The sequence below is a fragment of the Acidisoma silvae genome (genome assembly GCF_020618775.1).
GTDB lineage: Bacteria > Pseudomonadota > Alphaproteobacteria > Acetobacterales > Acetobacteraceae > Acidisoma > Acidisoma silvae.
The window spans coordinates 17,247-41,061 of record NZ_JAESVB010000018.1; the positions used below are offsets into that span (position 1 = coordinate 17,247).

19 protein-coding genes and 2 pseudogenes are annotated in these 23,815 nt (G+C 54.8%); 10 read left to right on the forward strand and 11 right to left on the reverse strand.

The features are described 5' to 3' along the window. From tnpB to ASILVAE211_RS21715, 6 genes and pseudogenes are all read right to left on the reverse strand, one after another. The gene (gene tnpB / locus ASILVAE211_RS26535; protein WP_227323460.1) at nt 1-357 is read right to left on the reverse strand and encodes an IS66 family insertion sequence element accessory protein TnpB; all 357 of its coding nucleotides are present in this window, start codon (nt 355-357) and stop codon (nt 1-3) included. Between the two features lie 82 nt (nt 358-439). Continuing rightward, nucleotides 440-748 carry a transposase gene (locus tag ASILVAE211_RS26150; protein WP_406566086.1) on the reverse strand — a complete coding sequence of 103 codons (309 nt, stop codon included), beginning with the start codon at nt 746-748 and terminating at the stop codon, nt 440-442. Nucleotides 749-1,095: 347 nt separating this feature from the next. After that, a pseudogene (locus tag ASILVAE211_RS26540) lies at nt 1,096-1,206 on the reverse strand (transposase); the annotation flags it as partial. A 389-nt stretch (nt 1,207-1,595) separates the two neighbouring features. Next, nucleotides 1,596-2,072 carry a hypothetical protein gene (locus ASILVAE211_RS21705; RefSeq protein WP_227323461.1) on the reverse strand — a complete coding sequence of 159 codons (477 nt, stop codon included), beginning with the start codon at nt 2,070-2,072 and terminating at the stop codon, nt 1,596-1,598. A 61-nt stretch (nt 2,073-2,133) separates the two neighbouring features. Next, nucleotides 2,134-4,293, reverse strand: a complete 2,160-nt coding sequence (locus tag ASILVAE211_RS21710; RefSeq protein WP_227323462.1) for a glycosyltransferase family 4 protein — start codon at nt 4,291-4,293, stop codon at nt 2,134-2,136. Between the two features lie 1,138 nt (nt 4,294-5,431). Beyond that, nucleotides 5,432-5,995 (reverse strand): DUF1643 domain-containing protein, encoded by a 564-nt coding sequence (locus tag ASILVAE211_RS21715; RefSeq protein WP_227323463.1) that lies wholly within the window; start codon nt 5,993-5,995, stop codon nt 5,432-5,434. Nucleotides 5,996-6,728: 733 nt separating this feature from the next. Here ASILVAE211_RS21715 and ASILVAE211_RS21720 point away from each other — a divergent pair. Together ASILVAE211_RS21720 and ASILVAE211_RS21725 are read left to right on the forward strand one after the other, a co-directional pair. Further along, nucleotides 6,729-7,100 (forward strand): hypothetical protein, encoded by a 372-nt coding sequence (locus tag ASILVAE211_RS21720; RefSeq protein ID WP_227323464.1) that lies wholly within the window; start codon nt 6,729-6,731, stop codon nt 7,098-7,100. Then, on the forward strand, nt 7,091-7,252 hold the full coding sequence (locus tag ASILVAE211_RS21725) for a hypothetical protein (RefSeq protein WP_227323465.1): 162 nt from the start codon (nt 7,091-7,093) through the stop codon (nt 7,250-7,252). The genes ASILVAE211_RS21720 and ASILVAE211_RS21725 overlap by 10 nt, the downstream gene beginning before the upstream one ends. Before the next feature lie 347 nt (nt 7,253-7,599). Here ASILVAE211_RS21725 and ASILVAE211_RS21730 read toward each other — a convergent pair whose 3' ends face one another. Further along, nucleotides 7,600-7,794, reverse strand: coding sequence for a hypothetical protein (locus ASILVAE211_RS21730; protein ID WP_227323466.1), 195 nt, complete (start codon nt 7,792-7,794; stop codon nt 7,600-7,602). Nucleotides 7,795-8,568: 774 nt separating this feature from the next. On the opposite strand from ASILVAE211_RS21730, the gene ASILVAE211_RS21735 reads away from it, so the two are divergent. From ASILVAE211_RS21735 to ASILVAE211_RS21755, 5 genes are all read left to right on the forward strand, one after another. After that, the gene (locus ASILVAE211_RS21735; RefSeq protein WP_227323467.1) at nt 8,569-9,162 is read left to right on the forward strand and encodes a (2Fe-2S)-binding protein; all 594 of its coding nucleotides are present in this window, start codon (nt 8,569-8,571) and stop codon (nt 9,160-9,162) included. Nucleotide 9,163: 1 nt separating this feature from the next. Further along, entirely contained in the window at nt 9,164-10,141 is a 978-nt protein-coding gene (locus tag ASILVAE211_RS21740; protein ID WP_227323468.1) for an FAD binding domain-containing protein, read from the forward strand. Between the two features lie 11 nt (nt 10,142-10,152). Further along, nucleotides 10,153-12,351: a xanthine dehydrogenase family protein molybdopterin-binding subunit gene (locus tag ASILVAE211_RS21745; RefSeq protein ID WP_227323469.1), complete on the forward strand. Its 2,199-nt coding sequence runs from the start codon at nt 10,153-10,155 to the stop codon at nt 12,349-12,351. Between the two features lie 214 nt (nt 12,352-12,565). Further along, on the forward strand, nt 12,566-13,561 hold the full coding sequence (locus tag ASILVAE211_RS21750) for an aldo/keto reductase (RefSeq protein ID WP_227323470.1): 996 nt from the start codon (nt 12,566-12,568) through the stop codon (nt 13,559-13,561). A 268-nt stretch (nt 13,562-13,829) separates the two neighbouring features. Beyond that, complete coding sequence (locus tag ASILVAE211_RS21755; RefSeq protein WP_227323471.1) at nt 13,830-14,606, forward strand: SDR family oxidoreductase; 777 nt, start codon at nt 13,830-13,832, stop codon at nt 14,604-14,606. A 270-nt stretch (nt 14,607-14,876) separates the two neighbouring features. Here the strand turns inward: ASILVAE211_RS21755 and ASILVAE211_RS21760 are convergent, their stop codons facing one another. The 3 genes and pseudogenes from ASILVAE211_RS21760 to ASILVAE211_RS21770 all read right to left on the reverse strand — a co-directional run bounded on the left by ASILVAE211_RS21760 (nt 14,877) and on the right by ASILVAE211_RS21770 (nt 21,387). Next, nucleotides 14,877-16,100, reverse strand: a complete 1,224-nt coding sequence (locus ASILVAE211_RS21760) for an efflux RND transporter periplasmic adaptor subunit (protein ID WP_227323472.1) — start codon at nt 16,098-16,100, stop codon at nt 14,877-14,879. 22 nt (nt 16,101-16,122) lie between these two features. Next, a pseudogene (locus ASILVAE211_RS21765) lies at nt 16,123-19,335 on the reverse strand (efflux RND transporter permease subunit). Nucleotides 19,336-20,328: 993 nt separating this feature from the next. Continuing rightward, nucleotides 20,329-21,387, reverse strand: a complete 1,059-nt coding sequence (locus tag ASILVAE211_RS21770; RefSeq protein ID WP_227323473.1) for a serine hydrolase domain-containing protein — start codon at nt 21,385-21,387, stop codon at nt 20,329-20,331. 451 nt (nt 21,388-21,838) lie between these two features. Between ASILVAE211_RS21770 and ASILVAE211_RS21775 the strand changes: the two genes are divergently transcribed. Together ASILVAE211_RS21775 and ASILVAE211_RS21780 are read left to right on the forward strand one after the other, a co-directional pair. Next, entirely contained in the window at nt 21,839-22,198 is a 360-nt protein-coding gene (locus tag ASILVAE211_RS21775; protein WP_227323508.1) for a hypothetical protein, read from the forward strand. Beyond that, entirely contained in the window at nt 22,158-22,556 is a 399-nt protein-coding gene (locus tag ASILVAE211_RS21780) for a LysR substrate-binding domain-containing protein (RefSeq protein WP_227323474.1), read from the forward strand. The genes ASILVAE211_RS21775 and ASILVAE211_RS21780 overlap by 41 nt, the downstream gene beginning before the upstream one ends. Nucleotides 22,557-22,728: 172 nt before the next feature. Here ASILVAE211_RS21780 and ASILVAE211_RS21785 read toward each other — a convergent pair whose 3' ends face one another. Next, nucleotides 22,729-23,286 (reverse strand): NADPH-dependent FMN reductase, encoded by a 558-nt coding sequence (locus tag ASILVAE211_RS21785; RefSeq protein ID WP_227323475.1) that lies wholly within the window; start codon nt 23,284-23,286, stop codon nt 22,729-22,731. Between the two features lie 58 nt (nt 23,287-23,344). Here ASILVAE211_RS21785 and ASILVAE211_RS21790 point away from each other — a divergent pair, with 58 nt between their 5' ends. Beyond that, nucleotides 23,345-23,815 (forward strand): MarR family winged helix-turn-helix transcriptional regulator, encoded by a 471-nt coding sequence (locus ASILVAE211_RS21790; RefSeq protein WP_227323476.1) that lies wholly within the window; start codon nt 23,345-23,347, stop codon nt 23,813-23,815.

Here is a 23,815-nt window from a genome sequence, read left to right on the forward strand (position 1 = left end):
TTATCTTATAGAGACCGGTGCCGCTGCCAGGTTCTGAAGGTAGACCCGTCGCCACTCAAGGCCTTCAAAGAGAGCCGCTCCTTGAGCCGCCGAGAGACGCATACAGCCATCCACGATGGGCGGCCACCGGAAGGCAGCGCCCGCTAGCGACTTCCACACCATCACCAATCCAGTCTGATCCCAGGCGATAGTCTTGACCCTATCGGCTCGGCGAGACCGGAAGATGACAATTACCCCCGCGAAGGGATCTTCCTTGAGGACCTCCTTCGCTAATGCGGCCAGGCTCTCGCCGCCACGACGGAAGTCCACGGGTTTGGCCGCCACGACGATCCGAGCCCCCGCCGGGAAGCTGATCATGCCGGAAAGCTACTGAGCGCCTGCACAACCCGGACTAGAAGGCCGATATCCGTCCGGCCCGTGACGCGGACCGTCACGCCATTCACCGACAGATCAAGGTCGCCACGATCAGGACCACGCCCGTTGGCTCCGCAAGCCCAATCGACACATCCGCGAAGGTCATCTCGTCCGCCACTGGAACCACGAGCTCGCCACTACGCGCTTGTCGACGCCATTCGAAGAGCTGCTGAGGACTGATATCGTGCTGCCGGGCTACATCCGAAGCCGTTCGGCCTTTCTCAAAACTCTCGGCGACAATCCGGCCCTTGTCTTCCTCACTCCATCGGCGACGTCGGCTCGAACAAACCTCTCCACGAGGCAAAACGACCACCGAGCTTTTATCATTAAACACAACATTACCTACAAAAGCTGTCTCACAGCTTCCGTTGTCAGCTCGCCCGCACCGGTTTCGCTAGGCGCAGAAAAACGACCGCTTACGATAAACCGGCACATGCCCAGCAAGTCCGATCATGCTGCCTCCACATAAGCAACTAGCGACGACACCACCTTGAGATCGATTTCCGCTGCAATTCTCAGTAAGCGACCATTCCTCAGGACGATTTGAACGTCTTTGCTTTTCAACCGAACGCCGCTCCGTTTGGAACCGTCGCTGGAGCTCTCTGACCCGCCGACAAGCCAAACAGGGATGAACGATGCAATCTCGGGAGAGTTCAATTTGGGTGGCGAGAACTTCCTCCGTCAAGCATATATCTGTTGCGGAAGAACGTCCTGCCGCCGGGCGACATCCAAAACGGTGCCGTCTAAGCCGAACGCCTCTTGCAATATGAGAAGCTTCTGCTCTGTGGACCATCGACGCTGTCGCCCGACGGAATTTCAACCTTGGCCATTCCTACCTTGTTACGTCACAAATGAATCATCTATGACGCAATTTGTGCTACTTTCGCACCCAATCAAAATTGGCTCACCAGAGGCTCACCTTCGAATAAACTTTTAAGGAGAGACAAGAAAATTTATTTTTGAATTCCAGATCCAGGGTATTCACCCGTCGCTAAGGCTTTTCAAGCCCCGCAGCAAAACTATTAATTTTCACGTAAAGCGCAGCTCATTCTGGGAATGGTGATGATTCACAGAGATTCGTGCCAGACGGCCGCGGCCTTCGGACTAAGCATGCGTGCCGAGATAATCCATTTTACTCCCGATTTGAGCAAGAGAAGAGATTCGCTACCGTGCTGCCTAATTTATTTAAAGATTGAAAGCCATACTCCATGGAGAAGCGACGCAAGAGTAACCGAAGCAATAGCAATGATAAGGACGAGAACAACAACCGGCGTCCATCTTGGGAGACCGGCCTGATCCAGACGCTTCTTTAAGCCGTTTGCGATCACAGTTGCTTTGATCGGCGCTGTCACCAACGTCACATCGGGAAGCCATTCCGGAAGCGGCAGAAGTGCCGCAACTTCAGCCGCCTTTTTCTGGTTTCCTTCGTTTGAAAATGAAGCTGGACTTGAGTCTTCAATAATTTTAATTAGACGCGTTATGGTAATCTCTCTTTGCTGTCTTCCCCATCGAGCAGCCTCTGACCATGGGTCGATGCCCGAGCGTGCGAAAATTGACAGCATTGTTAATGAGGAGCCGTTCGGTTCGGTAGCTATACTAGCATACAGGAATGGGTTAAACGCTGACTGAGGAATGATACCTAAATCTCGATTGGACACACAAAGCTCCCTATTAAGATATAAAACGCGCCATCATCAAAGCCATCGGTTCGTCGGCAATTTAAGCTTCACGCCTATAATCCTCAAATGCCTGGTTAGATGCTTCCTGCCGCTCTACAATGGCGATCTCCCGCAATTCGGTAAGGCTTAGGAGGTAGCAAAGAGTCGATTCCGCTCCTTGATTTTCGTTCATACGGTCTGGATGAAGACCGTCATGGCAACCGCCGCTAAGGGAATTTGCCAGGGTTAGCGCCAAGTCGTTAGAACCGTGGAACCACGCAAAGCTGCGCATTGCCCGCTCTTGCCACACCGCATCCCCGTTACTGCGCCATGCCGCAAGACACGCTGAAATTGTTGCCGTTGCTTCGATAGGCTGTTGATCGAAGGGTTTCGGCAAGGTCATATATTGGCCGAACGTTTGAGTGCCAACTGGCTGAAATTTTCCTGTCGCGCTCGTCTGTCGTGCGATAAGCCAATCTAGCGAACTGAGCCCGGCCTCAACATAATCAGAGTTGCCGACGGCAGCGCCCGTGACGATTAATGCCTGAGGCAGGCGAGCGTTGTCATAGGAGAGTGAATGTTCAAACCACGCCCATGTCGGCGTTGCGGTATTATGTCGGAGCGACATTAGCCGGTTCGCCAGCCGTAAACGCATATCCTGTGCAAAACTGTCGTTGGGAATAGACGAACAATAATGGTCCAAACCTAGCAGGGTAGAGGCCCAAGCCCGTGGTGATGTGAAATTATCGGCGACAGGCAGGGCAGCAATAAACAGTTCTAAAGCCCACTGGCGATAGGACGGGTCTGGATTAGATGCCATGAAGGCGGCAAGTGCCCATAGCGTTCGTCCATGACTATCCTCTGATCCAGCCGAGTCGAGCCATTCCCGTCCGTAGCTCATAAAATTTCGGAATCTCTTTAGATCGGCATTCCATGCGTGCTGGATGAAAGCGATAAATTTCTCCACCAGAGAGTCTGGTAGTTGAATCTCCCCCAAGCCGTTGAGGGCAGAAACAAGGATGAGAGCCCTGCTGTTATCGTCTGTGCAATAGCCGTGTGCCCGATTGGGAACCGCGTGCACCGCATGTTGAAGAAGACCTGTATCGTCGCACATTCTAGAAAGGTGAATGAAGGACAATGGCGGCAGATCATTTGGTAAGAACGGTGCTGCACTGCTGATGTCGGATATCCCAACGTCGTCTAGCTGTGGAGCTTGACTAGCATCGAAAGCGGCCAGCATTCGCTTTGCTGTACGCGGCCATGTCATTGGCCGGCTAGCCGCGTAAGCTCTGTCTCGCATCATTTGTCTTCGAGCATCGCTTGTCAGCAAGGCTACGATAGCATTTGCGGTAGCTGAAGAATCGCCAAATGGCACTAACGTACCACGGTTATCTGCCAATAGCTCTCGAGCATGCCAATAGGGCGTGGAAACTACTGGCTTGCCAAGCCCAAAACTGTAAGCCAGAGTTCCCGACGTCATTTGGGCTTCATCGAGATAAGGCGTGACATAGACATCGCACATCGAGATATACGTTAGAAGTTTGGGAACATCCACGAACTGGTCAAGGAAAATGATGCTCGACTCCAATCCAAGTGCTTTTGTTCGATCGATTAGTCTAGAGCGATACGCTTCTTTATTCGTACGAATTAAATTCGGGTGTGTCGCCCCTAGCACGACATAGACTGCAGATGGGCACCGTTCCAGGACTTTTGGCATAGCGTCGATCATGACTTCAATTCCCTTGTTGGGAGACAAAAGCCCAAAGGTCAGGATCACCTGCTTATCAGGGAAGCCACAAATGATCTTAGCGGCCTCCGGTTCCACGAAAGCAAAATCGGGGATTCCGTGCGGGATCACTTCAATTTTATTTTCTGGTGTCTTGTATACTGAGCGGAGAAGTTCATGGCCCTTCTTTGCCATAACAATAATCTTTGAAGACCGCGCAATAATTTTCTCCATAACGTTGCGCTGGCCTGGGGAAGGGAATTCAAGCACTGTATGGAATGTTGTGACAACAGGCATAGCCAATCGGGATAAAAGTCCCAATATGTGACTGCCAGCCTCCCCACCAAATATGCCAAATTCGTGCTGGAGAGATACAACTTGCCACCTTCCTAAATTAAGAAAGTCGGCGGCCGCCACGTAATCATCTATGCATTGATCATTTATTTCAAAACTTACTGTCTCTGGATAGTCGTATTCTTCATCAAAGTCGTTCATCGCGACAATACATGTTTCAAGTGCCGGCTGCGATGAAGCGACTGCTCGCTGAAGATCTGTAGTAAAAGTAGCGATGCCACATTTACGGGGAAGGGAATTTCCAATGAACGCAACACTTTTTATCGAGGTCAAGAAATATCGCCCTATTTTGAAAACAATATTGGCGCTCAATATAAATAATTAGCAAATATTTAATTATTAATCATTTAAATAAATTACACGAAATTTCGATAGTTAGATAATTTGTTTTAATTATATTGGATTTTCCCACTGAGATTTTTATTTTCTGCGGTTCTATTGTCGATGTATGGTGCGGGTCTGTGAGCAGATTAGAGGGACTGTGAAAATGGTCGGGGTGGCGTGGCGCGGGATATGGACCCAAGGGAACCGAGGCCAACTGGCCAGCATTGCAGGCAAGAGCAAGTGCTATCCAAGTAATTTGACCGGCGAAGAGTAGGAACGAATCCGGCCGCTTCTACCCAAGCGCCGAACGTGGTCGCAAAATCAACGTCGATATCTTTGAGGCTCATAAACGAGCGACATCACCCCGGAATATAGGGCGACATCAGATCGGAACGGTGGGCGACATCGCGTCGGAATGTCTGGACGACATCATCGGAATACGCAAAAAACTGACATCCGTTCACGGACTTCCATTAAAATCTGCGTTGGGTGGCATTCAGTTCGATGGGAACGGCTGCGGCAACATTCCATGCCCCGTCGGTTTCAGCTTGATGACCGATGTCCAGGAGGGAGTTCAGCCCGCCTCCCCTCTTGCTGGACGAAATCCCTAAAGTTCTTGGTGATACGCTCCACTCGCACCTATAGAAAGGCCCGGGGCGCGCGCTAGCCCCAACGGACTATTGCGGAACGATCCCAGGCCAATGCACGATAACAACGTCGTAGCCAGTGAGGTTCTTCGCGGGGAGCTCGGCGATCTCCGCTGGGTGAGCGTCCGAATGCCAGGAGGGACGCCTGAGGCTTCTTGACTGAGGGCTAGGCGTCCCGACGCTCGCCGCCTAACATTCCTAGATGCCTGATTGTGAGTTGCCACATAGATTTTTAGCAGTTTCCGAATGTCGGTTGTGGCGCCGTCGCATAAAATTTCCGAAAGCAGCATCGTCAGAGTTCGGCCTTGTCAGCGACTATACTGCACGAGTTCCGCGTCGGCCCTCAAATACAGCGGATGCTTAGGAGAACCGTCGGCGTTCTGACCAAGGCAGAGCAACGTGTGACCATTGTTTCTGAGGGCCGTCTCGACACCTTCGGTATAATGCGCCAGCGATGAATGAAGGCGCCCCCAGCACGCGACAATGATTTCGGCTTTCGAAGCGAGCCGAAGGATCGCGGGCAGATTGGCCTTGCTGACCGGAGAATAATCCAACCGATGTAGAGTCTTTGAGTCCGTGATACGGACATCCAGGACATTGGCCTTGGCATAGCCGCATAAGCCCATTCTCTCGGCTCGCTTCCATTCCCTTAGGCAGGTTGGATCATCGACCAGATGCGAGGCGGTCGATGGGTTCATACCAATAAATAGCGCGTAGCGGTCAGTTTCTCCCCACGTTCGCCAGAGCTCCTGGCGGTAGCGGCCACATTTGCTAAATTTGGCACGGCCAATAACGTGACCAGGCAGAGGAATGCTTGTTTTCCCGCCGGGCGAATGGACTGCCTTCGGAATTAGCGTAGTCGATGAAGCCATGATATGGCCCTTAGCCAAAATGAGACCGCATGAGAAGTTGTGGAACGTAACCACAATACCAGATTGCCAAAAACGCCATCAGCCGCCGCCCGGGCAAGTTGGCTCTCACTTGTCTCACATCTTGGCTCAAATTAGCTATGTTCCTTTAATGGGTCTTCCTCAGATTGTGGACACCGCCGCAGGCTCTCGGCGCCCTAACACACTGTGGTGTTTGAACAATTCAGGCTCAGAGGCAGCAGGGAAATTGAATTGCTGGTGAAAGCTCGGATACGATGTTTTACCTGAGCTCTTTCAATGCCTTGTGCAAGCATCAAGGTCCTGTTTGCCCACAGTTTGAGGCAGACCCGCTTTACGGAATATTGGCACCCGCCGTGCCAGCGTTAGCCGCCGGGCGATCGAGGCGCTCGCCGAGGCGGATGCCTTTGCTAGTCTCGGCCAGGGCCGCGCGCCGTCATGTGGGATGCCAAGGCGATCGAGCGAGACATCCCGCCCCTGCTCCGTCTTGCTGAAAGCAGCCTCGGCGACGCCCCCTTGATTCAGGAATCGACCGCGGTCTTGCCGGCCGAGGCGGCCGGGCAGCCCGTTGTCATGGATTATACAGCGACCAGTCTGACATTGCGCCAGCACCCTTGCCCTTCCGCGTCCGATGCTGACGGAGCTCGGCTTCCACGACACAAGGCCTCTTAACACCGCGCGCACCGGCACCTCTATCCGGCTACCGCGGCTCGTACTGATGCGACAGCGCCCTGGCACCGACAAGGGTATCGTCTTCGTGACGCTCGAGGACGAGTTCGGGATCGCCCACCTGGTGATCTACACCAATGTCGGCGAACGGGTCCGCTCGGCCATGATCGATGCGAAGCTGATTGTGGCCAAAGGCCGTATCGAACGCGCAACCGAGCATGCCAATGCCGATCACCCATCTCATCTGCGTCGTCTCTTCGACCGCAGCGATCCCTTGCCGACGCTCGGCGTTTCGGAAAGCAATCCTCGCTGGAACGAAGCCAATCTCGGCCGCGCAGATGAAGTGCGCCGGCCCAATCCCGGCTCAGTGCACCCCAAAGCTGCGATGCCGGCCAGCAGGGATTTTCGATTATGGCACTAAAAATCGAGCCAATCCGCCAGCAGCGCTTGCCGAATGGCAGCATCTACGCCACCTCTGCATCAACCAAGGATTGGATGTCTATGAAACCGGACCTCGAAACGGAACTGCATGCGACTGTCGCAAGTCTGCGCATCAAAGCGTCCTGCCATTAGCTCCTCTTGCTCGCCCTTCTACCGGAGCTCGAGGTGCACCAAAAGCGAGCCTTGCAGGAGCGGCTGTCCGATATGGAGCGAGCGGAGGTCGCAACGTCAAGCTTTGACGATGAACTCCAGATGGAAACCGAAACCATGCGATGGATCCGCGCCGTGCGTGAAGCGCTCGAGGTCTGAACGCTTAATCTTTGGTCCCGACGTTCAGAAAACAGCGTACTCGAGTGCAAATCCCTTGATTACATAACCCGCGTCCAACCTGTACTTTGGACAACGAATACTTTCAGCGGGATTGCCACAACTGAAACCGTGGCAGAAGCCCCGCTGACTTTAACTCCAACCAGTTGGCGCTAATTGAGGGCTTTCACCGAGGTTTCGACATCGTCAGGTGTGACGCCTTCCCATCCCTGCACGCGCTCAGCAGCGATAGCGCAAGCTTTCGCGCGGGCATCCAGGAAGCACGATGCAGAAATTCTGGTGAGACTTACTGCCTCACTCTGGTCTGCTCCGGTGTGTCGTGAAAGTTCAACATTATAGATCGGCATCGAATTTTTCCGTTTGGCTAGAATTGAAATCAGGTCAGTCGACTAAAACCACCAATCAGTTGACGAACGAGGGCTACACGCTCGCCCGCTCAAGATACGGGGCTACCTCGAAAGGGGATGCTAGAAATGTCGTGAGGAAAACTACCTAATAAGTTTAATGGCCATATGGATTATACGAAATCTTGGGAGAGACTGATCAGATCGGAAGCGGCCACAGTGACGATATCGATCGTTTCAACCGACCGATGCGAGGCCTGCCAGCGAGCGGTCGGTTCTAAGGGTTTCGATTGCTCGTAAGGCTGAGCTTTGACCTCAGGCAGCATGACGCACCCGGACCTGCAGTCCTCGGACCGGCTTCGAATTGCGTGGGTGCCTGGCTGCCAGCGCGATCCGATTTTGTCGCTAAACATATCGCGCAGCAGCACCAGAGCGGTGACTAATCGATTTGGCGGCACGCTTCAGGCTTAGCCCAATATCCTCACGATCAAATTGGCCGTCCGGCGCGACGCTCCCTTTGTGCCCGGACAATGGCGTAAACCCCGGTGTTACCGATGCCGAACGAATGGATTCATGGCGGCCACTCATCTGATGCTTCAACCGTCTGCACTGATTATCGAAGTAATTGCCTCTCTAATTTAGGCCCACGACCAACTTTGTTACAAAGCATAGTAATTAAGCGCCGCTCAATCACCTTAAGATGATTCGCGGATCGTCCGCTTCTAGTTCTAGGTTAGCTAGAGTTCTTGTAAAGACCACTAATATTGGCAAATTAGCATGAGCCTTCCAGATGCCACTCGGCGGACGATTCTTGGCAGCGCTGCGACCCTGGCGACACTGCCGGCTGGGTTAAAGGCACAGGCTGGCGAAGTCGACAATCACCCTGAAAAATTTGGTCTTAAGTCAGTCATCCTACAGGTGAACGGGCAACAGTTTAGCCTAGATATCGAACCAAGGGTGTCTCTCCTCGATGCCCTCCGCGAATATATCGGTTTAACAGGCACGAAAAAGGGCTGTGATCACGGTGCCTGCGGCGCTTGCACCGTTCACATCAATGGTAGGCGGATTGTTTCCTGCTTGGTCCTGGCGGCGCGTAGCGAAGGCAAAGACGTTGTTACGATCGAAGGCCTTGCTCACGGTGATGAGCTGCATCCAGTGCAAGCAGCTTTTTTACATCACGATGGTTTTCAATGTGGTTACTGCACTCCAGGCCAAATCATGTCCGCGGTAGCTCTTCTCGAGGAAGGGCACGCAGGTTCGGCAGACGAGATCCGTGAATGGATGAGCGGCAATATCTGCCGCTGCGGCGCCTATCCGAATATCGTGACCGCGATTCAGGATGCATCCGGCCAACTGTCTGAGAAAGCCTGAGATGCAAAGCTTCTTGATCACCGATCCGCCCAGTCTATCGGATGCCACGATCTTAGGTGGCGTTCCAGGGGCGACCTTCATTGCGGGTGGCACTGATGTGATGCAGCTCTTAAAAAACAATGTCATCGCACCGCGCCAGCTGATTGATCTTGATAAGCTCAATCTTTCTAACATCACAAACGATCATGGTGAGTTAAGACTTGGTGCCCTTGCAACCATGGCCGATGTCGCTGCTCATCCAGTAATACGAGCAGATTGGCCCGCAATTTCTCAAGCGCTGCTACTCTCGGCGTCACCACAAGTTCGCAATATGGGAACCATGGGTGGCAACCTCTTGCAACGGACACGTTGCTTGTATTTCCGCGACAATGGTTTTGCCTGCAATAAGCGCGCGCCTGGGAGCGGCTGCCCGGCTATCGCAGGAGACAGCCGTGACCTTGCCATTTTCGGGACAAGCTCGCACTGCATCGCAACCCATCCTTCCGATCTGCCCGTCGCTTTGATGGCGTTCAATGCAGAAGTAGAACTGCAAGCGCCCGGGGGTGCTACGCGTCGACTTCCTTTGTCAAAACTCTATCGCCTCCCTGGGACAACACCTCATATTGAGACCAATCTTCAGCCGGGCGAGCTGATTACGGCTGTCATACTGGCGGCTCAGGGCGTTAGCCGTCGTTCGACCTACTTGAAAGTGCGTGACCGTACGAGCTTCGCTTTTGCGCTCGTCTCCGCAGCTGTGGCGCTCGACATCGAAGACGGCACAATCAGGGATGCGCGCGTCGCCCTTGGCGGGGTCGGCACCATGCCATGGCGGGCGCCTCTGGTAGAGATAGCGTTGCGGGGACAGACGCCGAACGATCAAGTGTTTGAAACGGCGGCCCTCAAGATTGCGGCTGGGGCAGAAACCACGCAGATGAATGCTTTTAAGATCAGGCTGGCACAGAGAATAATCGTGCGCGCCTTGCAAACAGTCTCTGCCTGAGGACCGTGCAAATGTATGTTGGGCAGGGCGTTGATCGGATCGACGGCAAAGCAAAGATCACGGGTGGCGCAAAATATGCGGCCGAATTTGATCTCCCTGGCACGGCTCACGCGGTCCTAGTCCAAAGCACGATCTCTGCTGGCAAGATCACAGGCTTCGACCTTGTCTTGGCGGAAGCAATGCCGGGTATTCTTGCGATCATCACGACCGACAATGCTGAGAAACTTGGCAATCTGAAAGCCGCGCCACAAAAGGTAACCTACCCGCTACTCCAAGACAGCAACATCAAATTCAACGGTCAGCATATCGCAGTTGTTGTGGCTGACACTTTTGAACGTGCGACGGCTGCGGCTGCGGCCGTTCGCGTGAACTATCGAGCGACGAGGGCGGTCAACACGATGGATCAAGCCATTTCTCAATCCGTGACGCCGAAAGAGTTCTCCAACGGCCGCGCTAAGCCAGACAGTCAAGTTGGTGACGCTGCCCCCCTCCTCCCAGCCGGCACGCTCCGCGTCGAGCAGACTTATACAACGCCCATTGAGCACCACAATCCAATGGAGCCGCACGCTACCATTGCCAATTGGTCTGGTGGCCAGCTCACCGTCTGGACAGCAACGCAGGGTATCAGTGGCGCGCAAAAAGCCCTGTCCTCGCTCTTTGGCCTGGAGCCAAAGAGCGTCACCGTCATATGCCCTTATGTCGGCGGTGGATTTGGCAGCAAAGGCAATACCTGGCCACCGGCTGTCCTGGCAGCGATGGCGGCCCGGCGTGTCAACCGCCCCGTTAAGCTCGTCGTGACACGCGAGCAGATGTTTACTTCTAACGGCTACCGCCCCAGAACAGTGCAGCGGGTCAAGTTGGCTGCAAGCCCGGACGGCAAACTGCTTTCGGTCCGGCATGACGTAAAAACACAGACCTCCATGCCAGAGGTCGGAGAATTCGCCGAACCGTCTGCGCTTATTACGCGCATGCTCTACGAAGCTCCCAGCATTGGCACGTCGCACCGCCTCGTGCAGGTCAACCATGGCTTGCCGACCTACATGCGTGGTCCCGGCGAATCTTCCGGCGCCTTCGCTATTGAGTCTGCGATGGATGAAATGGCGGCCGCGCTCAAGATGGATCCGATTGCGTTCAGGCTCAAAAACTACGCTGAAAACGATCCGACGGCGAGGCTGCCTTTTGCCAGTAAAGCCCTTCGCGAATGCTACGCTCAAGGTGCCACAGCCTTCGGCTGGGAGAAGCGAAATCCGATACCGCGTTCCATGCGCGACGGACATCTACTTGTCGGCATGGGCATGGCCACATCCAGCTATCCGACAAATCGTATGCCGGCCTCGGCCTCCATCCGTTTGACGGCAGATGGATCGGCATTGGTGCGCTCTGGCACCCAAGATATCGGCACCGGCACATACACGACACTGGCGCAAGTCGCAGCAGACGAACTTGGGTTGCCCCTCAGAAAGGTCAGAACGCAATTGGGCGACAGCCGACTGCCGAGTGCTCCGGTCTCTGGTGGCTCTATGACGTCAGCAAGTGTGGTGCCTGCCGTTCAGGCCGCGGCGCAAGGCATGAAGTCACAGCTCTTCGCTTTGGCGATCAACCACGGTGGACCTCAATGGCGGGGCATTTCTCCTGAAACGCTGGCCCTTAGCGAGAGTGCTGTCATCGGCCCGACCGATCGCCTCAGCATCGCCCAGATATTTGCACGTGCGAAAATCGCCCAGTTAAATGCTACCGCTGGCGCGCATCCAGATTCGGATGCACAAAAATATTCTAAACATGCTTTTGGAGCACAATTTGCCGAAGTTCGGGTCGATCCAGACCTTGGTATCGTTCGCGTTAGCCGTTGGGTGGGCGCGTTCGACTGTGGCCGCATCTTAAATGCGAAAACGGCTAGAAGTCAGCTCATCGGCGGTATCATCTACGGCATGGGTATGGCGCTTTTTGAAGAGACGCGCGTGGACCCTAATAGCGGCCGGATTACCAACGCCAATATTTCGGACTATCTCGTGGCCGTTAATGCCGACGTCCCCGATATTGAAACAATCGTTGTCGATAGCGTCGACCCGATCAGCAATCCTCTGGGAACTAAGGGCATCGGAGAGCTTCCAATGGTCGGCGCCGCACCCGCGATTGCGAACGCGGTCTACCATGCCACCGGCATTCGAGTGCGGGATCTACCAATCCGCATAGAGAACCTTCTGGTATGAACACTTCGTAGCCGGCCAGATTGCAAAATGAAGCAGTTCTTCGTCGTCCCCTTAAAAATCTGTAGCTCTCAGAAAGGCCATCATACACAATAATCCTAGATCCTCAGGCGGCTAGCCAATATTTTTGAGGTCTGATCATTTCTAACCCAAGTTGGAAGCTGCACTGCAGTTTTGACAGCCGCTAAAATCAAACAAAGTGCATCGAGACATTTCCATGAAATACACGAGATTTGGTCGTACTGGTTTGCATGTGTCCACTCTATGCCTTGGAACCATGACACTCGGCTTGCAATGTGACGAGGTGCAAAGTCACGCTATCCTCGATGCTGCCGCAGATGGAGGAATTGACTTCCTTGACACGGCAGATGTCTACCCATTGGGCGGAACACAAGATACGAAGGGCCGAACCGAAACCATCATCGGCGACTGGCTTTCCCGAAAGCGTCACGACTTTGTACTTGCCACCAAGTGCGTCGGTGAAATGGGCCCAAAACCTTGGGACAAGGGCATGTCTCGTAAGCATATTCTCGACGCTGTGGACGGCTCCCTTCGTCGCCTTAAGACTGACTATATCGACCTGTACCAACTTCACAGCTATGATCCCGCGACCCCCTTGGATGAAGCTCTTGAAGCTCTCGACACCATCATACGCAGCGGGAAAGCGCGTTACATCGGCGTCTCTAACTGGCCGGCTTATAAAATTGCGCGCGCCCTAGGCCGTGCTGAAGCTAGAAGCCTCTCCCGCATCGATTCCGTGCAGCCTCGCTACAATCTTCTGTTCCGTAGTTTTGAACGCGATACCCTGCCACTTTGTGCCGAAGAGCAGATTGCCGTTATCCCTTACAATCCACTTGCGGGCGGCCTTCTGACTGGAAAGCATAACCGCGCGGCGCCGCCACCCGAAGGCACGCGTTTCAAATTGGGTAGTGCTGGGTCGCGCTATCAAGACCGATACTGGCAGGAGCAAGCGTTTGACGCTGTGGAAGCCCTTCGCTCCGTCGCGAAGGAAGCCGGATTGAGCATGTCAACTATGGCAATGCGGTGGGTGCTCTCCAATCCAGCAATTACGTCGCCCATCATCGGAGCCAGCCGGCCTGACCAGCTTGCCGACAGCTTGGCAGCAGCTGAACAGGGGCCACTTTCGTCTGATCTTAAAATTAGATTGGACGAAATTACGCATAGTTGGCGGGCAGTTGACGTCGAGCGGTAACCATGTGCCGCTGGCAAATTCGTTAAAATTAAAATCAACATGCAGGTTGCTTTGTGCCGCTCCCATATTCCTGTAGCAGGTTTCGTATGAGGCAAAACTGATGACTCGTCGAGCATTCTCCGGTCACCCGTTGAGAGAACATTTCAAAATCCCGAGATCGCAATCAATCTGGTCTGCCAAACTGTCAGAACGTATTTTTAGGCTCGTTCCTTTGAAAAGATCAAAGAATGGGCCAATCACTCAATGGCCTTACTAACAAGGAACAACCATGAACCTCGAGTTATCTGGAAAAATAGTTCTCATCACAGGTGGGTCGAAAGGCATCGGCCTTGCCTGTGCTCAAGCTTTTCAGGCCGAAGGGGCGCGTGTATCTATCGTGTCTCGCCAAGAGGAAAATATTGCCCGCGCGCGCAACGTCCTGGGCGACGTATTAGGCATTTGTGCCGACCTATCGAACCCTCTAGAAGCCGCTCGGATGGTGGATCGAGTAGAACATGAGTTAGGCCCGGTCGACATACTGGTGAACTCAGCCGGCGGCGCCAAACGAACTCCTCCGAGTGAATTGACACCAGAGATTTGGCACGCCGCCATGGATGCGAAATACTTCACCTATATAAATGTGATAGACCCGCTGTTAAAGCTCATGGCAGAGCGAAAATCTGGCGTCGTAGTCAATGTCATTGGGAACGGAGGAAAGATTGCGTCGGCAATCCACCTGCCCGGTGGTGCCGCAAACGCGGCGCTTATGTTGGCTACTGCAGGTCTTGCTACCGCGTACGCTAGCCACGGAATTCGTGTAGTTGGCGTAAATCCCGGACTAACCGATACTGACCGGGTAGCAGAAGGAATGGCCTCAGACGCGCGAGCGGGGGGAATCTCGGCCGCAGAAGCGTTAGATCGTGCAATTGCCAAAATACCGCTAGGGCGTATGGCGGCTCCCTCGGAAATTGCAGATGTCGTGGTGTTTCTCGCCTCGAAACGGGCCAGCTATGTCACAGGCGTAAATATAACTATGGATGGTGCCGTCTTCGCGTCGGTAACGTAATGGTGTGTAACGAATAAATGCCTATAGCTCCGCATGTAATGCAAAAGATGGTACGGTGGCACTCGATTACGAGCGGCCCGAGATTCTGAACGTTCTGCCAGACCGTTAGCTAGAAGCATTGGCTCAAATGTTTATTTAAAGCCTGACCGCACGAAATTAACGTTCGCTCATGATATTGGTAGCATATCCATATTCTCTCAAGCTGTCCGAATGCGGGCCGACGCCGGCAACGGTGCGGTTCATCGCTTGCAACCGCCAACTCATCCGCGGCTACTGCGCGCGGTTGGCGACCTTTACCGCGTCACCCGCGCTTAGCCATTCTGGAGGGCTATCAATAAGCCTGTCTGAAAGCGACAGACCGCTCAAGACTTCGGCCTGATCGCCGAGATCGCGCCCGAGCGTCACGGTTTGGAATTTTACCTTATCCCCGTTGCCGAGCAAGGCGACGCGCACGCCATTGGCGTCGAGCACAAGCGCCGTCGCCGGAACGCGAAGAACATGCGAAGCCGCCGGCAGGGTGAAAGAGACTTCGGTAAATGTGCCGGGCCAGAGCTTGTCATCCTGATTATCTGCCTGCAACTCGACCTGCACAGTGCGAGATGCCTCATCGAATGCGTTTGCGGTCGTCACTAGCTTCGCTCTGAAAGTCTCATCGGGATATTGCGGCAAGCTTAGCGTTGCACCCAGCCCTGGCTGCATCTTGGATGCAAAGGCCTGTGGCACCTGAACGTAAATCCGCACCTTTTGCACGTCCGAGACCTGAAACAGCGCGGAACCGGCGCTTCCCGCGGAGACGAGATCGCCGATATCGACACGCCGCGCCGTCACGATACCATCAAACGGCGCGACGATATTCTTGTAGCGCTGAAAAGCTTCCAACTGCCCGACATTCGCCTGGGCCGCCTGCACCGCCGCCTGTTTCGCGATCGCGTCGGATATCTTCTCGTTCTGATCTTGCAGGGAAACGGTCTGGGACTTCAGAAGCTGAGACCAACGGTTTGCCGTAACCGTAGCTAACTGTTCTCCCGCGACGGCGCTTGCGAGGTTAGCCTGAGCCTGAATGAGCTGCTGATCGAGATCAGGCGTATCGATCCTTGCCAGCACCTCACCCTTGGTCACATGGGCGCCGATATCTGTGCTCCAGGACTTCACGTAGCCGGTGACGCGTGGGTAAATTGGTGCAGCGTAGTATGCTTGTATGGTGCCCGGCAGTGTAATCTGGCGTTCCTGTTCGTCGGCCTTAGGTTCGACCAGGGCGACCGTCGGCACCGCCTGGGCATTCGTCCAGACAGCCAGTGCCGTTTCAGTATGCGCACGGGCTGAAATTCCCCGCACAACGAGGAGAACGGCACCGACCACTATGATGATGCCGGTGACGCCGACCCACCAGGGACGAATGGTCCGTACGGGTGCGTCTGCTGCACCATGCGGGTCGGACTGTGCTTTGGAAAACCCGCCGACATCGTCCGGATCGGGGGATGGGTGTTGGGACATGAGAACTCCGTTCTCGCCGAAATCAAATGGGACGCGCCGCAGCCATCGCGCCCGTCGGGGCTTTCAGATGGTCGCGTGCGTGGACAAGAGAGAAGACAAGGGGAACGAAGAACAGGGTCGCACATGTCGCGAAGATCAGGCCACCGATCACGGCCCGCCCGAGCGGTGCGTTCTGCCCCGGTTCAAGCGCCATCGGTGCCATGCCGATGATCATGGCCAACGCCGTCATCAGAACGGGGCGAAAGCGGGTGCTTCCCGCCTCCATGACAGCCTGCACGGAGTTGCGGCCAGCCGCCAGCCGTTCCCGGGCAAAACTGATGACCAAAATACTGTTCGCGGTCGCTACCCCCATGCACATGATAGCGCCGGTCAACGCAGGCACTGACAGCGTCGTGCCGGTTACGAACAGCATCCAGACGATGCCAGCCAGTGCAAAAGGCAGCGCGAGCACGATGACGAAAGGATCGATCCAGGACTGGAAGGTCACGACGATCAAGAGGTAGATCAACACGATAGCGAAGCCGAGGCCGTAATAGAGCTGCGCCTAGGCGCTGGCCATGGTGCTGACCTGCCCGAGGAGACTGACGGAGGTCGCACGCGGCAGGTCATGCGCCGTCTCGGCCAGGACTTGGCGAATGTCGCCCGCAATGGCACCCAGATCGCGCCCTTGCGGAGTGGCGTAGATATCGATGACCGGCCGCGTATTGTAATGCGTGACAACCGCATCGGTGGGTCCCGGCTGAATTGTTGCCAGTCCGCCGAGCAATTGGGTGGAGCCGCCGGCACGAAGCGGCAGATTGTCGAGGTCGCCCAGTGAACTCATGGCGTATTGCGGGGTCTGCACGGCGACTGGGTAGGACACGCCGGTATTTGGATTGAGCCAGTAGATCGGCGTCGTTTGCGTGCTGCCGCCAAGCGTATCCAGCATATTGGTGGCAGCATTGCCTTCCGTCACCCCGACCAAACCGGCGAAGGTGCGGTTCAACGCGACATTAAGCGTCGGCGTCTGAAAGGCTTGCTGGATGCGCGCATCGGCAACGCCCGGAATGCGCCGCAGCCTTGCCAGAACTTGGTCGGCATAGGCACGGCTCGTCGTCAGGTTATTGCCGACAATCTGCACATCGATCGGAGCGGGCAGGCCGAAATTCAGGATTTGCGTGACGATATCGGCGGGCAGGAACGAGAAGACTGTGCCGGGATAGTCCACCGGCAACTTCTCGCGCAGCATTTTGACGATATCCGCCGTTGGTTGGTGCTGGCCTTTTAGCGTGATCAGCACATCGGCATCCGCGACGCTGACAGTGCCGGAATTGCCGTAAGAGAGGTTGATGCCGCTGATCGGCAGACCGATGTTATTGACGATGCTGCCGATCTGGTCCGACGGCAGCGAGGCGCGAATGGTCCGCGTCACTTGTTCGATCAGGGCCGTCACGGCTTCGATCCTGGTGCCGGTCTGCGCCCGCACATGCAATTTTATTTCCCCAGAATCGATATCCGGAAAGAAATTCTGGCCGAGATAAGGCACGAGCCCCGCAGACAGGACGATGACGGTGAAGAAGCCACCGATCACCAGCAGCCGGGTACGGAGCGCCAGAGCAAGCATACCGCGGTAAAGGCCGCGGATGAATTCAAAACCCTGTTCGAACTTCTGCTGGAACAGTATGAACGGATTGCCGCCCGCCGCCTTCTTCACGCCATGCGGCTGGCCCATCGCGTCGCGCAGCAGAAAATTCGCCATGGTCGGCACCAGCGTGCGCGACAAGACATAGGAACTGATCATCGCGAAGACGACGGCTTCGGCGAGTGGGCGGAAGAGATAGCCGGCAACCCCTCCGAGACCGAACATCGGTGTAAAGGCGATCGTGATGCAGAGCAGTGAGACGGTGGCCGGCAGCACAATCTGCTGGGCTCCATCCATAATGGCCGGCTCTATCTTCTTGCCCTGCTCCAGATGAAAATTGATATTCTCGATGGTAACGGTTGCATCGTCGACGAGAATGCCGACGGCAAGTGCCAATCCTCCCAAGGTCATGACATTGATCGTCTCACCCAGTAACGACAGGATGGTGATCGAACTCATAATAGCGAGGGGGATTGAGACCGTTATAATGAGAGTCGAGCGCCAGCTTCCAAGGAAGAGCAATATCATAATCGCGGTTAGCCCGGCAGCGATCACACCTTCCCGGATGACCGCCGTGACGGATTCTTTAACAAAGATCGACTGATCGCCCACGGCGCGCATGTCAACGCCGGGGGGAAGAAGCTGCGACACCTGGGGAAGAAGTTTTTTAACGCCCGCGATGATCGCAAGTGTGGAGACCGAGCCATTTTTGAGCACGGTCATGAGCACGCCGGGCTTGCCGTCCAACTCGACACGATTGGTTTGCGGTGGACTGCCATCATAAACGGTGCCAACGTCACGCATATAGATCAACGTGCCATGCGCCACCTTGATTGGCAGCTCGCTGAACGATGCCATGCGCAAGGGCGAGTCGTTGAGCGACACCGTATATTCGAACTTCCCAATCTTTTCGGTGCCCGCAGGCGTGATCAAATTCTGCGAGGTCAGTGCGTTCACCACATCACCGGCCGACATCCCGTAGGATTGCAGCGCCTGCTGGTTCAGGTCGATCTGCAACTGCCGCGCTGCGCCGCCGTAGGGTGCCGGGATGGCCGAACCCTGCACCGTGGTGATCTGAGGGCGGATAAAATTCTGCGCGAGGTCATTTAACCTGGTCTGGGAGTAGCGGTCGCTCGACAATGCCAACTGAATAATCGGCACGCTGGACGCATTATAGCTGAGAATAATCGGAGGCGTGATACCTGCCGGCATTTGCTTCAAGACTGTCTGAGAAATCGCCGTGACTTGAGCTAGGGCCGTATTGATATTGACATTGGGCTGAAAGAAAATTTTGACGATGCCATAGCCAGCTAAAGACTGGCTTTCGATATGCTGGATGTCATTAACGGTCGTCGTAAGCGAACGCTCATAAATCGACACAACCCGCCCAGCCATGCCGTCCGGCGACAAGCCCGTGTAACTCCAGACTGCACTGACGACGGGAATGCCGATATCAGGAAAAATGTCGACCGGTGTACGGATAGCCGATATCACGCCAAAAATCATGATGAGGATCGCCATCACGACAAACGTGTAAGGCTTGCTCAGCGCTATTCGTACGATCGCGATCAAGATTGAACCCTTGTTATCGGGCCGCGGCACTTCACTGAGCATTTAGCTCAGACGTGTCACCTCCCAGTCGCTTCCTGCCGTTGTTGTAAGAGGAAGCCAATGCAACAGGAACGGGATTTTTGTTACCATACGTCACAAGCACTGCTTATGCCCAAAACCAAAATTTGTGTGGGCAGAAAAACTTAAGGTGTCGCTTTACGCCCGACGCGACCAAGTCTAGTTCTGGCCAAAATATTCTCCACCCTTTTGTCCAGAAATAGCTCGACATGGTGCTGGCAAGCGTACCGGGCTTAGGGACAATTACGGCTTATGCCTTGATAGCCCATTTGCCTGAGTTGGATCGATGAAGGAAGGCCAGGCCGTAGCTCTCGTCGGCTGGGCTCCTATGAAACAACAGTCTGGGATGACACATTTTCGCCCGCCCTACAGCCAGCGGCAAACATGGGAAAACTGCGATCCCCGCCGCATGCGAAAGCTCGCGGTCTTCGCTAAAGACGTATTCCGAGATAGACGCTTGACGAAACCGTTTTGATCAAAACTGATATTCCTGAGAGTGCCATTAAGATCACGGCGCAGACTCAACGGCACAAGGCGGCACTCCCGGGCTTTCATTTACCCACATTGTCTCGGTATGTCTGCAGCCAACCGTATATCGCAGAGGCAGGACAGCCCGCGCGATGAGACGACATTGCCTGGCGGTAGTTCGCTCGCTCGAAAAAAAGATAGCCCGCCAGCCAGGCGATTTGGTTAGGTATTAGGACAAGCTTTGCGCAGAGTGTGATTGTGCCGGTGGAGCCTGCCGACCTCAATCGTCTCCATGTCTTCCCTGCCGGTTTTGGCCTCGAGCCTGAGCTCCCACAGCATGACTGCCGCCATATCGCCGAAAGCCGCCATCTTCCTGGCCCGGCGGCATTCTGACCAGAATTTTTCCACTCCCCCTTCCCACTCCCGTTAGGACCTTCGCTCAGGCCATGTCCTTCGCCACCGGTCCGTTCTTCCCTGGACCTTTGCGAACTTCTCCAGCCGTTGTTCCAGTCAGCAGAATTTCGATGACCTGAAAACCGATGGTGTCCGCATTTGGCCCGCTTGCGAGAACGACACAACCAGATTGGGACGGACTAGATGTGTCCGACCATTGTTGAAACCCAATCCAGCTTGTGAAGCCCTCAGGTTGGGCGGACGCGGACCGAGATTTGGAGGGACTTGTCCTAAGAACCAGCTATTACTGACAATGACGGTGTCGACTCCGGAATAGGGAAGAAGACCCCAGTTCGGTTGTTGGAGCTGCAACGCAAGTCCTGGATTAGAGCCTAACTGCCCCATGTTCCACAAAAGCCATTGCGCCATATCTTCTGCTGTGCTGACTAATGACCCAGAACCAAAATCCATAATCGCGCCAGACACAGGATCGTACATGTCTTCCTGCGCAGGAATCGGGAACGGCCCACTGTCGGAAAACCCTAGCGGGAGCGACGAAATCATTGATGCCTCGTAAAGCGTGGTGTTCGGCATGGTCAGAGAAAGATGGCTGAGCAGGATCACCAATTGACTATTATACATGCTCAGAACGTCATCATTGACACTACTGCACCAAAGAGCCGCAAAAGACAGCAAGTCAAATGCCAGATTCGAGTAAGAATAAACAACCCCGCAGTTTGATACCGGCTTGTTCTCGGGTGGAAATTTTGTGTTGAACCAATGGCACAGTTCTTTCAATGACTTTCGCGCATCTATGCCAAAATTCGAATCATTGTCTGGTGGGAACCCCGATGTATAATTCGAAAGAGCCTGGATAGGCATGTTTAAGACAGATTCTGGAAATGGCAAAGTTACCTGATCTTTAAAAGACCCATCGAGACCGCCAATTCTGTCGAGATACATCGTGGCGGTAAAAGTCTTGGTAATAGATGCAATTTCGAACTGCGTGACCGGCGACAGGTCGAGTGGACTACCGTCGGACCGCATCGGGCTGGATGTGGCATAAATATATTTGATTCCTCCGCCCCATTCAGGATCGACGGCCGCAACCACAATCGCCATTCCAAGCACAGCGTGTCGATCAACGACGGCTTGTATACTCTCCAGCTTCGTCATTGCATGCTCCCTAATTTCGTTTTTGATAGTCAATCATAATACCGGCCGACAGGAAGACACGCTAACGAAATGTTTCTCAGTCAAGAAGATCTGGCGTCAGTCAATAAGCCCCGAGCGTCCTCGGCTGTCAACATTCCTAAAAGGCCGAATTCTTGCTTTTCGCCGGTCACCGGTTCCTTTAAGCCAAGATTATTATTACAAGGATCACAAACACCGAATGCTAGATACAATCAGGGGCACGAACTCTGCTGGTATTTGAGACAAGCCTATCTCTCGACCCGGTCGTCCGTTTTAATAGAGTCCCGCTATCACGGCCGCTTTATCTTGACTTCAAAATAAATATCGAATCAACGGAACAGGGTCCAGTTTTAACGGAACATTTCCCCCTCTTAACCCCTTGAAGTTATTTGGACTGAGTCCTGGCCTTACGGAATATTGACACCTGCTTGGCGTGACGTCGGCTGCGGTCGACCGCTTTGTGGCCCGTTTTGAGGCCGCGCACGGTGCACGACTGTTCCGGCGTTCGACCCGCACACTCTCCCTAACGCCGGACAGCGAGCGTTTTCTCGCCGAGATTCGTGGCCCAGCCCTCGCGCTCGTGGCCGCGGCTAGCCGTCTTGGGGCACCGCTCGGGGTCGCGGGCACGGTGCGCGTGACCGCCGCTCCCTCGCTTGCCCCGACTCTTTTGCGCGCCTTGGCGCCACTTTTGGACCTTCATCCGACATTGCGCCTGGAGCTTGCCCTCGACGACCATCAAGCTGACCTCGGCGGTGGCCGTTGGGATCTCGCGGTGCGGATCGCACCCGGATAGCCGACGCCAGCGTCCTTGTCCGGCGTCTCACACCTTTGCCGCTCGTCACCCTCGGCGCGCCCCTGCCTATCTCGCAAAGTACGGCGTGCCACACACGCCCGAAGACCTTGTACAGCATCGCCTGGTCGGCGTGCGTTTTCCGACGACAGGGCGGATGATGCCCTGGCTATTTCGCGCGCCTGACGGCACGCGCCGTCTCCAAACCGATTTTGCACTCGTCGTAGACGGCTCGGATGCCGCGCGGGAAGCGACGGCGCTCGGGATCGGAATCGCGCAGGCTGGCTCCGAGAGCATGGCGACGCTACTCGCCATTGGCGGCCTCGTGACGGTGCTGGACAACCATGCGCCACCACCCTGAGCCGTGTGGATGCTGCGGGCCCCGGGGCCCATAGGATCGACGCTTGCCACAGTCATGGCAGCGTTCGTCGCAGCCTTTCGGCAGAAGGGGACATAACGACCCAAGATAAGCAATCAGAGTTTTAAGAAGACCTTTGAAAGCGGACGTTTTCAACGAGCTAACGAGATGGCGATTACCCACTGAGGCCTTCTGACAGTTCAGAAAAAGCCAGCTCTAAATTCAGTTTATGGTCGCCAAATTCAGTTTCTGGATCAATCATCCCAGTATTGGCTTCAATCAACTGCCGCCTGATTTTGAAACCGGGCATCGTGGGAACTAGCCGCATGCTTAGCGCCTCTAGCACCTGGCGAAGCTGCTCCGCGCATTTTCCTCCGGAGTGGCCGCCGTAGGTTACAATCATCGCCGGTTTTGCCGACCATTCGTTATAGAGATGGTCAAGCGCATTTTTCAGCGGCGCTGGGTATCCCCAATTGTATTGCGGCGTTACAAATACGAAGGCATCCGCTCCACCAACCTTGTGGCTCCAGGCGCGTGTAAGTTCGCTCTCGTAATTGTCTCCAGCGGCCGGAATGCCAGGTTCATCATCCATGGGCAGCGGCCAATCCTTTAGATCGACGAGTTCGAAGGCATGAGGAATGGCGGATCGTCCAACCTCGGCCACCCATCCAGCAACACAAGGCGAGATGCGGCGCGCGCGCGTGCTTCCCCCTACTACCAAAATCTTCTTCATATTTGCCTTGACCGTTCTATTGTGTTCATTATGCACATAATTATGATGGAGCGCCCCCATGTCAAGAAAAAATGTGCAAAATACACTTACATCAGAACTCTTGAGGAAGCTGCACGCAGCGGTTCTCGATATTGTTGCAGTCATCAACAGACCCCAAGGCGATGAAAAGCTCATTCGCGAAGCGGCCATTCCCCTTGAGCGAGCGCTGTTTCCTCTCCTGATACTTATTGAGCGGTTCGGGCCGATTCCCATCGGTGAACTCGCCGACCGCGTTGGCCGAGACTACACCACGGTGAGCCGCCAAGTGGCGAAATTGGATAGTCTGGAGCTTGTAGCACGGCAGCCAAGGCAGGCCGACCGCCGCGTAACTGAAGCCGTGATCGCGCCTAAGGGAAAGGAGATGGCTGATGCAGTCGATGCAGCAAGGGAGAAGATGGTGCGGGCACTCTTAGCGACATGGAATGTTCAAGATGTTCACGAACTTGTTCGGCTTCTAGAGAAGTTTTCCTCTGTACTCCAACAGAATTGA